The organism is Pseudomonas sp. R15(2017) (genome assembly GCF_002112685.1).
Classification (GTDB): Bacteria; Pseudomonadota; Gammaproteobacteria; order Pseudomonadales; family Pseudomonadaceae; genus Aquipseudomonas; species Aquipseudomonas glycinae.
This window is the reverse complement of sequence record NZ_NEII01000003.1, coordinates 290,347-304,020: the sequence shown is the minus strand read 5'-3', so window position 1 is coordinate 304,020 and position 13,674 is coordinate 290,347. Positions and strand designations below refer to the sequence as shown.

9 protein-coding genes are annotated in these 13,674 nt (G+C 61.6%); 7 read left to right on the top strand and 2 right to left on the bottom strand.

What is annotated here, in order from left to right; all coding sequences use genetic code 11:
- Window positions 1–55: 55 nt before the first annotated feature.
- Entirely contained in the window at window positions 56–1,285 is a 1,230-nt protein-coding gene (locus CAF77_RS08305; RefSeq protein WP_011334996.1) for an acyl-CoA dehydrogenase, read from the top strand.
- 180 nt (window positions 1,286–1,465) lie between these two features.
- Here CAF77_RS08305 and CAF77_RS08300 read toward each other — a convergent pair whose 3' ends face one another.
- Window positions 1,466–2,800, bottom strand: a complete 1,335-nt coding sequence (locus CAF77_RS08300) for a substrate-binding domain-containing protein (RefSeq protein WP_064384076.1) — start codon at window positions 2,798–2,800, stop codon at window positions 1,466–1,468.
- A 115-nt stretch (window positions 2,801–2,915) separates the two neighbouring features.
- Entirely contained in the window at window positions 2,916–3,728 is an 813-nt protein-coding gene (gene xthA, locus CAF77_RS08295) for an exodeoxyribonuclease III (RefSeq protein WP_064380745.1), read from the bottom strand.
- A gap of 327 nt (window positions 3,729–4,055) precedes the next feature.
- Between xthA and CAF77_RS08290 the strand changes: the two genes are divergently transcribed.
- The 6 genes from CAF77_RS08290 to CAF77_RS08265 all read left to right on the top strand — a co-directional run bounded on the left by CAF77_RS08290 (window position 4,056) and on the right by CAF77_RS08265 (window position 13,590).
- Window positions 4,056–4,706, top strand: coding sequence for an N-acetyltransferase (locus CAF77_RS08290; RefSeq protein ID WP_064380744.1), 651 nt, complete (start codon window positions 4,056–4,058; stop codon window positions 4,704–4,706).
- 66 nt (window positions 4,707–4,772) lie between these two features.
- A complete protein-coding gene (locus CAF77_RS08285; RefSeq protein WP_064380743.1) occupies window positions 4,773–6,500 on the top strand; it encodes an autotransporter assembly complex family protein in 1,728 nt (575 codons plus the stop codon).
- Window positions 6,497–10,171, top strand: a complete 3,675-nt coding sequence (locus tag CAF77_RS08280) for a translocation/assembly module TamB domain-containing protein (RefSeq protein ID WP_064380741.1) — start codon at window positions 6,497–6,499, stop codon at window positions 10,169–10,171. Before CAF77_RS08285 ends, CAF77_RS08280 begins: the two co-directional genes overlap by 4 nt.
- 259 nt (window positions 10,172–10,430) lie before the next feature.
- Window positions 10,431–10,913, top strand: coding sequence for a MarR family winged helix-turn-helix transcriptional regulator (locus tag CAF77_RS08275; RefSeq protein ID WP_011334990.1), 483 nt, complete (start codon window positions 10,431–10,433; stop codon window positions 10,911–10,913).
- Window positions 10,903–12,372 carry an efflux transporter outer membrane subunit gene (locus CAF77_RS08270; protein WP_064380738.1) on the top strand — a complete coding sequence of 490 codons (1,470 nt, stop codon included), beginning with the start codon at window positions 10,903–10,905 and terminating at the stop codon, window positions 12,370–12,372. Before CAF77_RS08275 ends, CAF77_RS08270 begins: the two co-directional genes overlap by 11 nt.
- 15 nt (window positions 12,373–12,387) lie before the next feature.
- On the top strand, window positions 12,388–13,590 hold the full coding sequence (locus CAF77_RS08265) for an efflux RND transporter periplasmic adaptor subunit (RefSeq protein ID WP_064380737.1): 1,203 nt from the start codon (window positions 12,388–12,390) through the stop codon (window positions 13,588–13,590).
- Window positions 13,591–13,674: the final 84 nt, after the last annotated feature.

The window sequence follows — 13,674 nt, the reverse complement described above, 5'->3', positions numbered from 1 at the left end:
TGTTCTAGCATCGATTGCATGACTTAAACAACCTGCCGAAAAAAGGTAATTGCTCATGGATTTCGCTTATTCGCCCAAGGTGCAAGAACTGCGTGAGCGCGTGACCGCGTTCATGGACACTTACGTTTACCCGGCCGAAGCCGTGTTCGAACGCCAGGTTGCCGAAGGCGATCGCTGGCAGCCGACGGCGATCATGGAAGAACTCAAGGCCAAGGCCAAGGCCGAAGGTCTGTGGAATTTGTTTCTGCCTGAGTCGGAGCTGGGTGCTGGCCTGACCAACCTCGAATACGCGCCATTGGCGGAAATCATGGGCCGTTCGCTGCTCGGTCCCGAGCCATTCAACTGCTCGGCACCCGACACCGGCAACATGGAAGTGCTGGTGCGTTACGCCAACGAAGAACAGAAACAGCGCTGGCTCGAACCGCTGCTGCGCGGCGAGATTCGCTCGGCGTTCGCCATGACCGAGCCGGACGTTGCGTCCTCCGACGCCACCAACATGGCCGCCCGTGCCGTGCGCGATGGCGACGAGTGGGTGATCAACGGCAAGAAATGGTGGACCTCCGGCGCCTGCGATCCGCGCTGCAAGATCCTGATCTTCATGGGCCTGAGCAACCCCGACGCCCCGCGTCATGCCCAGCACTCGATGATCCTCGTGCCGGTCGACACCCCCGGCGTGAAGATTATCCGTCCGCTGCCGGTGTTCGGTTACGACGACGCACCGCACGGTCACGCCGAAGTGCTGTTCGACAACGTGCGGGTGCCGTACGAAAACGTCCTGCTCGGTGAAGGACGCGGCTTCGAAATTGCACAAGGTCGCCTTGGCCCAGGCCGGATTCACCACTGCATGCGTTCGATCGGCATGGCCGAGCGCGCACTGGAACTGATGTGCAAACGTTCGGTAAGCCGCACCGCGTTCGGCAAACCGCTGGCGCGTCTGGGCGGTAACGTCGACAAGATTGCCGACTCGCGGATGGAAATCGACATGGCGCGTCTGCTGACCCTGAAAGCGGCGTACATGATGGACACCGTGGGTAACAAGGTCGCCAAGAGCGAGATTGCGCAGATCAAGGTCGTGGCACCGAACGTCGCGTTGCGGGTGATTGACCGGGCGATCCAGATTCATGGCGGGGCAGGGGTGTCGAACGATTTCCCGCTGGCCTACATGTACGCCATGCAACGTACCCTGCGTCTGGCCGACGGCCCGGACGAAGTGCACCGCGCGGCGATCGGCAAGTTCGAGATCGGCAAGTATGTGCCGAAGGAAATGCTGCGTAGCGAGCGCTGATTACAGACATTCCGCGTCAGCCCTGATCGTTCCCACGCTCTGCGTGGTAACGCAGCCATGGACGCTCTGCGTCCACTGTGACGCGGAGCGTCACGGTATGCATTCCCACGCGGAGCGTGGGAACGATCAGCGTACTGCGTGGGAGCGATCACGGCTCTGCGTGGGAACGATCGGGGAGGTTCAGTAAACCCAAACCTCAACCCGCCGATTCTTGATCCTGCCTTCATCCCCGCTGTTGGTTGCCACCGGCATCAGTGCGCCAAACCCCCGCACTTCGCGCAATACCACGCCGTTTTTCACCAACTCTCGGCGTACCGCCATCGCCCGCAGCTTCGACAGCAAATCCGCCCGTGCCGGGTCGTCCTTGGCGTCGCCGAAGCCCACCAGTGTTACCGCGCGGTCGGTCTTGTCGTGGTGCTTTATATAGTCGAACACCCGGGCCAGATCCTGGCGGGCCTTGTTGTCGAGGCTGGCGCTGCCTTCCTCGAATCGGAAGTTCACGGTCAGACGCTGGGCGTGGCGGCTGAGGGATTGATAACCCTCGGGCATCAGCGCATTCGGCGTGACGGCGATGGCCTGCACGGTCTGGGCGATAAAACCGTTGGCCGCGACAATCGCCTGACCCTGGCGGCTCTGCGCAAACTCCACCAACGCCCTGGCCCAGGGATTGTTGCTGTCGGGCGGCAGATAGAAGAACAGCCGCCGCGACAGTGGATAGTCTTCGGTGGCGATCAGGCTGGCGAGTGGCAGCATCGCCTGGGATTGCCCGTCGACAATCGCCACGGCCCTGGCCTGGCGCACATAGGGCAGGCCGATAAAACCGATGGCCTGCGGATCGGCACTGACGGCGTCGGACAACTGCTCGCTGGATTCGAACCGTTTCGCGGCATTGCTCAGGGATTTCCCACGACGACTGAGGACAAGTTCCTTGAAAGTGTCGTACGTACCGGACTGATCATCCCGCGCATATAAATGAATCGTCCCACCCTTGCCGCCGACGTCTTCCCACGTCTTCGCCTCGCCACTGAAGATCCGCGCCAGTTGTTCGGTGTTCAGTTGATTCAGCGGATTGTCGGGATGGAGGATGATCGCCAGGCCATCGATGGCGATAACCTGCTCGGCATCGGGGCTTTTCAGATCGCCCCGGGCTTGCAGGTTCAGCAGTTCGCTGTCCTTGATCGGGCGCGACGAGGCGGCGAGGTCGGCGCTGGCGTTCTTGAGTGCAGTGAAACCGGTGCTCGAACCGTGGGCGGCGATCTCCACCACGACTCTTTGGCCTTGAGCTGTGAGGCCGACGACCCGTTGTTCGTTGGCGGTGTCAGGGGTTTCGCTGTGGACTTTCAACAGCCCCTGATTGTGAAGCAGGCCTTCCACCAACGCCGGGCCGAGCGCCGCGCCGATGGTGTTGGAACCCTGAATGCGCAATACCGGGCCGTTCTCGGGAATGGGCAACGCCGCAACCGCAACCTGCAGCCAGGCGCTCAGGAGAAAGACGAACAGAACACGCAGGATCATGCCGGCACCGATTGCAGCCAAGGGGATTGCCGGGGAGATTAAGTCAGTGAGGTTGCTGAAAGATGACAGGGCAGAAGATCACAACCGCTGGCTGTGATCTTCTGCTTCAAGCGGGTCAGCTCAATTCCAGCCAGATCGGCGCATGGTCCGAAGGCTTTTCCATCCCGCGCAGTTCATAGTCGACGCCGGCGGCTTTCACCCGTGGCAGCAAACCGTGGGACGCCAGAATCACATCAATGCGCAGGCCGCGCTTCGGCTCGTCTTCAAAACCACGGCTGCGGTAGTCGAACCAGCTGAACGTGTCGGTCACGTCCGGGTTCAGGTGACGGAAACTGTCGGTCAGGCCCCAGTTTTTCAGGCGGGCCATCCACTCGCGCTCTTCCGGCAGGAAGCTGCATTTGCCGGTTTTCAGCCAGCGCTTCATGTTGTCCGGGCCGATGCCGATGTCGCAGTCTTCCGGGGAAATGTTGACGTCACCCATCACCACCAGTGGCTGTTCATTGTGGAACTGGCTTTCCAGCAGGGCTTGCAGATCGCTGTAGAAGCGTTGCTTGGCGGGGAATTTGGTCGGATGGTCGCGGCTTTCACCCTGTGGGAAATAGCCGTTCATGATCGTCACCGGCACGCCGTTGGCGTCGGCGAATGTGCCCCAGATGAAGCGTCGCTGCGCGTCTTCTTCATCGGTGGCAAAGCCCTTGTGCACAGCAATCGGTTCCTGGCGCGAGAGCAGGGCAACGCCGTAATGACCTTTCTGGCCGTGGAAATACACGTGATAACCCAGGGCCCGCACTTCATCCAGCGGGAACTGGTCGTCGTGGACCTTGGTTTCCTGCAGGCCGATCACGTCCGGCTGATGCTTCTCGATCAGCGCCGCCAGCTGATGCGGACGGGCCCGCAGTCCGTTGATGTTGAAGGAAACGATCTTCATGGTCGGCAGTCCTGGCAAAAGGGCGATGCTAGCTGACATGTAGGATCTGGGCCAGCGTGGGGTAAGCAGATTCATTCAGGTCTGTCAGAGGTGCGCTGCCTGTAACGGCCCCATCGCTGGCAAGCCAGGCTCCCACAGTGTCCGGGTCGTACACAAAACTTGTGTACGCAGGAAAAACCTGTGGGAGCTGGCTTGCCAGCGATGAGGCCCGACCAGTCGATGAAGATCTCTGGTTGGTCTATACCTGTGGGGAACTGTGCCATCACCAAAAGGTTCGTACCAACAAGAGCGCCGCCATCCGAGCACGCCCCGGGGAGAATCACCGTCATGCCTGAAACCCAAACCGCCATTGCCGACATTCATATGCTCGACCGCGGCTATTCCCGTGAAGCGCGATCCCTTCTTTATCAGGCCTATCGTCACGAGCCGACCTTCGCCTACCTGTTCGAAGCCGAGCGTCCGGGTTACGAGCAGCGGGTACGGGCCACGGTGCGGGAGCTGGTCAAACAGCATTTCCTGCAGGATCTGCCGGCCATCGGCCTGTTGGTCAACGACCGCTTGATCGGCATCGCCCTGATCGCGCCGCCGCAGCGGCGTCTGGGTGTTACCGAGAGTTGGGCCTGGCGTTTGCGCATGGTGTTGAGCACCGGTTTCCGCTGCACCCGGCGTTATCTGGAATACCACGCTGCCGTTGAAGCCTGCGTGCCGACCGACTCGGTGCACATGCTGCCGCTGCTCGGTGTGCATCCCCAATTTCAGGGCAAACACTTTGGCGAACAGCTGCTGCAAGCGGTGCACAACTGGTGCGCGGTGGACGAAACCTCCCAAGGCGTGATCCTCGACACCGGCAACCCGCGTTACCTGGAGTTCTACAAGCGTCAGGGTTACGAGGAAATCGGTGAAGTGGCCGTCGGCCCGGTGCGCGAGCACGTGTTTTTCCACGCCAACCCGCAGGTGTTACAAACAGCAACGGGATGACCATCGAACTTTTTCGGAAATTTCCTGTTCTATCACGCTCCCAAGCCCGTGATAGCATCCGCGCCTATGAAGTTTCCAGGAAGATTTACCAGTGGCGTGCTCATGCTGTTAAGCAGCTGCGCGGCGCTGGCGCAAAGTGAATTGGATGTGCGGATCAAACCGTCCAACGATGAACTGAAAGCCAATATAGAAGGCTATATCGGCAGCCTCGGCGATCGTGACGAAGAAGCCTTGCAGCGCTTCAGTCGCGGCGCCGAAGAGCAGGCGCGCAAGGCCGCCCAGGCCTTGGGTTATTACCAGCCGCAGATCGAAAGTGACGTCAAGGGCGGTGAAAAACCGCGTCTGGTGCTGAACATCGATCCCGGCGAGCCGATCCGCCTGCGCAACGTGACCGTTCGCGTCAACGGTCCGGCGGCCTCCCTCAAATCCTTTCGAGTCCCGAAAAGTGACGTGCTCAAGCCCGGCGCGGTGCTCAACCATGGGCGTTACGAAGACGCCAAACGCCTGATTCAGAATCAGGCCTCGCGCTATGGCTTCTTCAGTGGCCGTTTCACCAGCCAGAAATTGATGGTCGACCCACGCGCCGGGGTCGCCGACGTCGAACTGATCTACGAAAGCGGCCCGCGTTATGCGCTGGGCAAGGTCAGCTTCGAAGGCGACACCCCGTTCGACGAAGACCTGCTGCAACGCATGGTGCCGTTCAAGGCCGGCGAGCCGTATGACTCCGAGCTGATCGCCGAACTCAACCGCGACCTGCAATCGAGCGGCTACTTCGAAGGTGTGCGGGTCGATGCCGCGCCGACCGCCGCAAAAAACGACGTAATCCCGGTGGACGTCAAACTCGACACCCGCAAGCCGCGCACCATGGGCCTGGGTCTTGGTTATTCCACTGACGTCGGCCCGCGCATCAAGGCCAACTGGACCCGCCACTGGGTCAACCCGCAGGGCGACAGTTATGGCTGGGAGGCCGAACTGTCGGCGCCACGGCAGAACGTCGGCCTGTTCTATGACATCCCGCTGGATCCGCCGCTGACCGATAAGCTGCGCTGGGCCGGCGGTTATCAATACGAGGACATCGACGGTTCCGACACCTTGAGCAAGCTGCTGACCTTCGGCCCGGAATGGCACAGCAAATTGCCGAGCGGCTGGCAGCGGGTGATCTCGCTGAAATGGCAGCGCGAGGAATATCAGCTCGGCGATGACTCCGGCCTGAGCACCTTGCTGATGCCCGGTGTCAGCTATTCCTACCTCAAGAGCGACAACCGCATCGATCCGCACAATGGCTATCGCCTGACCTTCGAAAGCAAAGTGGCGAAAGAAGGCCTCGGCTCAGACAACAACCTGGTTTACGGCACGGCGTTGGTCAAAGGCCTGACCACCGTGTTCGACAAGCACCGTCTGCTCGGCCGGGTCCAGGTCGGCGGCAGCGCCACCAACGGCTACAAATCGGTGCCGCCGTCGCTGCGCTTCTTCGCCGGTGGCGATCAGAGCGTGCGTGGTTACGACTATCAGAGCCTGTCCCCGGAGAACTCCGAGGGCGACCGCATCGGCGGGCGCTACATGGTGGCCGGCAGCGTCGAGTATCAATACTCGATTGCCGAGAAGTGGCGCGTGGCGACTTTCGTCGATCAGGGCAACTCCTTCAACAAACTCGAACTGCCGAACCTCAAGACCGGGGTCGGTATCGGTGTGCGCTGGGTTTCGCCAGTGGGGCCGATCCGCCTCGACCTGGCCCACGCGCTGGACGACGATGGCGGCATCCGGCTGCACTTTTCCATGGGGCCTGAGCTGTGAAGCGTGGTTTGAAAATATCGGCGCTGGCGTTGTTGTCGCTGGTGCTGCTGATTGTATTGAGCATCACCGTTGTGCTCGGAACGCAGGCCGGCAGCCGCTGGGTGCTGGGTCTGGTGCCGGGCTTGAGCGTCGACAATTTCCAGGGTCGGCTCGGCGGGCAGTGGAGCGCCGATCATCTGCTGTGGCAGCAGGACAGCAGCCGCGTCGAACTGAGCAAACCGATCTTCGAATGGTCGCCGCTGTGCCTGACGCGCATGACGTTGTGCATCGAACAGCTCAAGGCCGATACCGTCAGCCTGCAATTCCCGCCGAGCGAAGAAGTCACCGAAAGCGGCCCAATCAAACTTCCTGATCTGCAATTGCCCGTGGCCATCGAGCTGGGCGACGTGCAGGTCGGCAGCCTGGTGTTCAATGGCAGTGAGGAGTTGAAAGGCCTGCAACTGGCGGCGCACTGGACCGCCAAGGGCCTGCAGATCGACAGCGTGAAACTGCAACGTGACGAGTTGAGCCTGAATCTGTCCGGCCTGCTACAACCGACCGGCAACTGGCCGCTGAATATAACTGGTGATCTGACCTTGCCGTCGCCGGCGCCCGAGCCGTGGACGCTGGCGCTGAAAATCGACGGCGACCTGCTGAAAACCCTCAACCTGCACGCCGACAGCCGTGGCTACCTCGACGGCCAGTTGAGCGGCGAACTTCAACCGCTGGTGGAAAACCTCCCTGCCAAGGTGCGGATCACCGCGGAGGCGTTCAAGCCGAGCGCGGATCTGCCGGACACTCTGCAATTCAATCAACTGGAATTGACCGGCGAAGGCGACCTGAAAAACGGTTACCAATTGCTCGGCAATGCCACGTTGCCTGCCGAGAAAGGCCCGGTGGCGCTGTTGCTCAAGGGTAAGGTCGACGCCAAAGGTGCGCAGATTGCCGGCCTCGACCTGACGGCCAACGACAAGCAAAGCGTCAAGCTCACCGGCAACGTTGACTGGAGCAAAGGCCTCAGCGCCCAAGCCAATATCAACTGGCTGGACTTTCCCTGGCATCGGCTCTATCCGGAGATCGAAGAGCCGCAGGTCACATTGCGCACCTTCACCGGCGAAGTCTCCTACACCGACGGTCAGTATCTCGGTAACTTCGCCGCCGCTGCAGATGGTCCGGCGGGGGCGTTCACCCTGAGCAGTCCGTTCAGCGGCAATCTCAAGCAGATCTTCCTGCCACAACTGAAACTCGAAGCCGGGCAGGGCAAGGCCGAAGGCCATGTGAACGTACAGTTCGCCGATGGCATTGCCTGGGACACCGCGCTGGAACTGTCGGCGCTCAACCCGGCGTACTGGGTTGCGGAGTTGCCGGGCACCCTGGCCGGTCCGTTGAAGAGCAAAGGCGAAATGAAAAACGAGCGCCTGAGCCTGAACGCCGACCTCGATCTGAAGGGCAAACTGCGCGGCCAACCGGCGATCCTGCAAGCCAAGGCTGACGGCGCTGGCGAGCAGTGGAATCTGAATGCCCTGCAAATTCGCCTCGGCGACAACAGCATCAACGGCAAAGGCAGTCTGCAACAAAAGCTCACCGGACAGATCGACATCAAACTGGCGCGTCTGGCCCAGCTCTGGCCGCAACTGCGCGGGCAGATCAACGGTCGGGTCGATGTCGCTGGCACGCTCAAGGCGCCACAGGGCAAGCTCGGCCTGCAAGGTTCGCAACTGGCGTTCCAGGACAATCGCCTGCAAAGCCTCAACCTCGATGCCACCCTCGACAGCGCGCAACGGGCGAAAATCGACCTCAAGGGCAGCGGCATCCAGGCCGGCGATACGTCGCTGGGCACTTTGACCGCCAGCGCCCAGGGCGATATCAAAAACCAGAAACTCAACCTCGACCTGCTCGGGCCGAAGCTGAAACTGGCGCTGGGCCTGGACGGCAATCTGGACAAAGGCAACTGGCGCGGACGACTGGCCAGCGGTGACATTCAGGCCGGCGGTCAGGACTGGAAGTTGCAAAACCCGGCCAAACTCGAGCGTCTGGCCGACGGCAAGATCAACTTCGGCGCCCATTGCTGGATGTCCGGCAATGCCAGCCTGTGTGGCGAAGACCAGCGCCTGATGCCGGAGCCGAAGCTGCGTTATCACCTCAAGCAATTCCCGATCGAAAGCCTGGCGCAATGGCTACCGAAGGATTTCGCCTGGCAGGGCAAGCTCAACGCCGACCTGCAACTGGACCTGCCGGCCAGCGGCCCGAACGGCCAGATCAGCGTCGATGCCAGCGGCGGCACCTTGCGCATGAAGGAAAAGGATCAGTGGGTCGACTTCCCGTACCAGACCCTCAAGCTCACCAGCAAACTCACGCCCAAGCGCATCGACACCGACCTCAACTTCGTCGGCGGCAAGCTCGGTGAATTGATGGTGCAGGCGCAGCTCAACCCGCTGCCGAAGAACAAGCCACTCAGCGGTACATTCCGCCTCAGCGGACTGGATCTGTCGGTGGCGCGGCCGTTTGTGCCGATGGTCGAGAAACTGACTGGGCGGCTGAACGGCAGCGGCACGATTTCCGGTGGTCTGCTCGCGCCGCTGGTCAACGGTACGGTGCAACTCAGCGACGGCGAAGTGTCTGGGCCGGAATTGCCGATCGAGCTGCAAGCGTTGCAACTGCAAGCGGTGATCGCCGGTGAAGCCGTGCAATTGAACGGCGGCTGGAAAAGCGGCAAGAGCGGGCAGGGCAGCCTGAACGGCAACATCGCCTGGGGCCAGGCGCTGGTGGTGGATCTGGCGCTCAAGGGCACGCAATTGCCAGTGACGGTCGAACCCTACGCCAAACTGGAAGTGGCGCCGGACCTGAAGATTTCCATGGCCGGCGATGAGCTGGCGATTGCCGGCAAGGTGCTGGTGCCGAAAGGCGAAATCACCGTGCGCGAACTGCCGCCATCGACGGTGAAAGTCTCCGATGACACGATCATCGTCGGGGCGCAGACCGAAGAGGGCAAACCGCCGCTGGCGATGAAAATGGACATCGATGTGGTGGTCGGCCAGGACAAGTTGAGCTTCGCCGGGTTTGGCCTGACGGCCAACCTGCAAGGCCAGGTACACATCGGCGACAACATGGATACTCGCGGCGAACTGTGGCTCAACGACGGTCGATACCGCGCCTACGGCCAGCGCCTGACGGTGCGTCGCGCGCGCCTGCTGTTCGCCGGCCCGATCGATCAGCCGTATCTGGATATCGAAGCAATTCGCCAGACCGACGACGTAATCGCCGGTATTCGACTGAGCGGCAGCGCCGAGCAGCCGACCACGCAGATTTTCTCGGAACCGGCGATGAGCCAGGAACAGGCTCTGTCCTATCTGGTGCTGGGGCGTCCGCTGAGCACCACCGGCGAGGACAACAACATGCTCGCGCAGGCGGCGCTCGGTCTGGGTCTGATGGGCAGTTCCGGAGTCACCAGCAGTCTGGCCAGTGATCTGGGCATTCAGGACTTCCAGCTCGACACCCAGGGCAGCGGCAACACCACCAGCGTGGTGGCCAGCGGCAACATCTCCGAAAAACTCAGCCTGCGCTATGGCGTCGGCGTGTTCGAACCGGCCAACACCATCGCCCTGCGCTACAAGCTGAGCAAAAAGGTCTACCTCGAAGCCGCCAGCGGCGTGGCCAGTTCGCTGGATATCTTCTACAAGCGGGATTTCTAGCCCGCTTTTCCCTCCTGATCATTCCCACGCTCCGCGTGGGAATGCAGCCCCGGACGCTCCGCGTCCCATTCAACAGCTGACACAGAGCGGCCATTCAGGCATTCCCACTCAGAAGGTTCGACGCCTGGACGTGGGAACGATCTCGTGCGGTCAGTTATCGGCTAATTACAAAGCAACCTAACTATTACGTTGACATTCGCTGCCTAGGCAGTAACATCTCGACATACATTCACTGCCTAGGCAGTTATTAGGTGAGCACATGAAGCATTTCACCCCAGACGAATTCCAGCATTGCCATCTCGGCCTGTTGCTCGGCCGTGCGGCCTTGCTCAAGGACAAGATCATCGACACCCACATGGAACCCCACGGCATCACCGCCGCGCAGTTCAAGGTGTTGATCATCATGGCCCAGTTCGGCGTCGACACCCCGGCCGAGCTGTGCCGGCACCTGTCGCTGGACAGCGGTTCGATGACCCGCATGCTCGATCGTCTGGAACAGAAAGGCTTTCTGGTTCGCCAACGCAGCGAAGGCGATCGCCGTCAGGTGCAACTGAAACTCACCGAGCAGGGCCAGCAACTGGCCGATCGCCTGCCGCACATCGGCGCCGACGCCATGAATGAGCTGGCCGGCGCCGTGACCCCGGACGAGTTGAAAACCCTGGAATACATCCTCAAGAAAATTTTGCTGGCAGCCGGTGACCCCATCACCATCCAGCGGTTAGGTGAACACAATGAGCGGTAAAACCTTGCGCAGCAGCCTGACACTGGTGCTGTCGGCGATGATTCTCGCCGGTTGCGCCAACTACAGCGGCCTCGATACCCAGGGCGCGAGCCTCGATGCGAAAACCCTGCAGACCGGGCAATCGCTCAATGGCGTGACCCTGTCCCCGGCCGCGTGGCCGAAGAGCGACTGGTGGACCAGCCTCGGCGACCCGCAACTCAACGGTCTGATCCGCGAAGCTCTGAAAGACAGCCCGGACATGCAGATCGCCGACGCCCGCGCCCATCAGGCCAGCGCCGCTGCGTACGCCGCCGATGCCGAGCGTTATCCGACCCTCGACGCCAGCGCCGGCATCAGCCGTTCGCGTCTGGCCCGGGATCAGGATCCGTTGGGGCAGGGTGGGGCTTACTCCACCGTGCGCAATATCAGCGCCGGCTTCAATTACAACTTCGACCTGTGGGGCGGTCAGCGCGACGCCTGGGAAGCCGCACTCGGTCAGGCCCGCGCCGCCGAAGTCGACCGTCAGGCCGCGCAACTGACCCTGGCTGCCGATGTGGCCCGGGCCTACAGCGATCTCGGTCAGGCGCACATCGTCTATGACCTGGCCAACGAAGACCTCAAACGCACCAAACAGATGCTCGACCTGAGCCAGCGTCGTTTGAGTTCGGGGATCGACAGCCAGTACCAGTTCCAGCAGACCCAAAGCCTGGAAGCCAGCTCCGAAGCCAGCCTGATCGACGCTGAAAAGCGCCTGAACAGCGCGAAAATCGCCCTGGCCGTATTGCTCGGCAAAGGCCCGGATCGCGGTAACGAAATCGCTCGGCCGAAAGTCCTGCAAGCCAGCGCTGTCGCACTGCCATCGGTGCTTCCCGCCGAACTGCTGGGCCGTCGTCCGGATCTGGTCGCCGCGCGCTGGCGTGTCGAGGCCGCGAGCAAGGACATCGATTCGGCCAAGACCCGCTTTTATCCGAACTTGAACCTGTCGGCTTCCGCTGGTGCCGAATCCTTGTTGGGGGACGCGATGTTCGGTTCCGCCAGTCGCTTCTTCAACATTGCCCCGACGATTTCGGTGCCGATCTTCGATGGCGGACGCCTGCGCGCCAACCTCGATGCGCGCGACGCCGATTACGACCTCGCCGTGGCGCAGTACAACAAAAGCCTGGTGAAAGCCCTGGGCGATGTCAGCGACACCATTAACCAGCTGCGTGACATCGGCCGGCAGATCGGCGCCCAGCAGCACGCAACCGAGATTGCCCAGGATTCTTACAACACCGTCGTCCAGCGTTACGGTTCCGGCATCGGCAACTACCTGGACGTGCTCAGCATCGAGCAGCAATTGCTGCAGGCCCAGCGTCAGCTGGCGAACCTGAATGCCGAGCAGATCGACCTGTCGATTCAACTGATGCAAGCGCTGGGCGGCGGCTTCCAGGGGCAAACCCTGACCGCAGCCAACGCCACCCCAGCCACGCCGCACAACTAATTCAAGGTACTTGTCATGGCCACTGCCGAAAACACACAAGCTCAAGACAACGCCCAGGACACTGGCAACCCGCGCAAACGCAAGGTGATGCTGCTGGTGCTGGCCGTTGTGGTTGCCCTCGCCGGTGCCGGCGTCTGGGCGTATCACGAATTCATCGGGCGCTGGAGCGAAAGCACCGACGACGCCTACGTCAACGGCAACGTGGTGGAAATCACCCCGCTGGTGACCGGCACCGTGGTCAGCATCGGTGCTGACGATGGCGATCTGGTGCATGAAGGCCAGGTGCTGATCAACTTCGACCCGAACGACGCCGAAGTCGGCCTGCAAAGTGCCAAGGCCAATCTGGCCCGCACCGTGCGTCAGGTGCGCGGCCTGTACAGTAACGTCGACGGCATGAAGGCTCAGGTCAATGCGCAACAGGCCGAAGTGCAGAAAGCCCAGGACAACTTCAACCGGCGGAAAAATCTCGCGGCCGGCGGGGCGATTTCCCAGGAAGAACTGTCCCATGCCCGCGATGACCTGACCTCGGCACAGAACGCCCTGGCCAACGCCAGGCAGCAGTTGAAAACCACCAGCGCGCTGGTCGATGACACCGTGGTCTCTTCGCACCCGGACGTGATGGCCGCCGCCGCGCAACTGCGCCAGGCCTACCTGACCAACGCTCGCAGCACCTTGATCGCACCGGTCACCGGTTACGTCGCCAAACGCACCGTGCAACTTGGCCAGCGTGTGCAGCCGGGCACCGCGCTGATGGCGGTGATCCCGCTGGATCAGCTGTGGATCGACGCCAACTTCAAGGAAACCCAACTGCGTGACATGCGCATTGGCCAACCGGTGGAGATCGAGTCGGACATCTACGGCAGCGACGTCAAGTTCAACGGCACCGTCGACAGCCTCGGCGCGGGCACCGGCAGCGCGTTCGCCCTGTTGCCGGCGCAGAACGCCACCGGTAACTGGATCAAGATCGTGCAGCGTGTGCCGGTACGGATTCATGTCAACGCCGAAGAGCTGGCCAAACACCCGCTGCGCGTCGGCCTGTCGACCAATGTCGAGGTCAATCTGCACGACCAGAGTGGCCCGGTACTGGCCCAGCAGCCGCCGCAAAAGGCCTCGTTCAGCACCAACGTCTACGACCGCCAACTGGCCGAAGCCGACGCGATGATCACCCAGTTGATCCACGACAACAGCGCGGCGGTCAGCAAGACTGCGCAACGCTGATCCACCACTGACCCTGTGGGAGCGGGCTTGCTCGGGAAAGCGGTGTGTCATTCAGCATTGATTTGTCTGACAGACCGCCTTCGC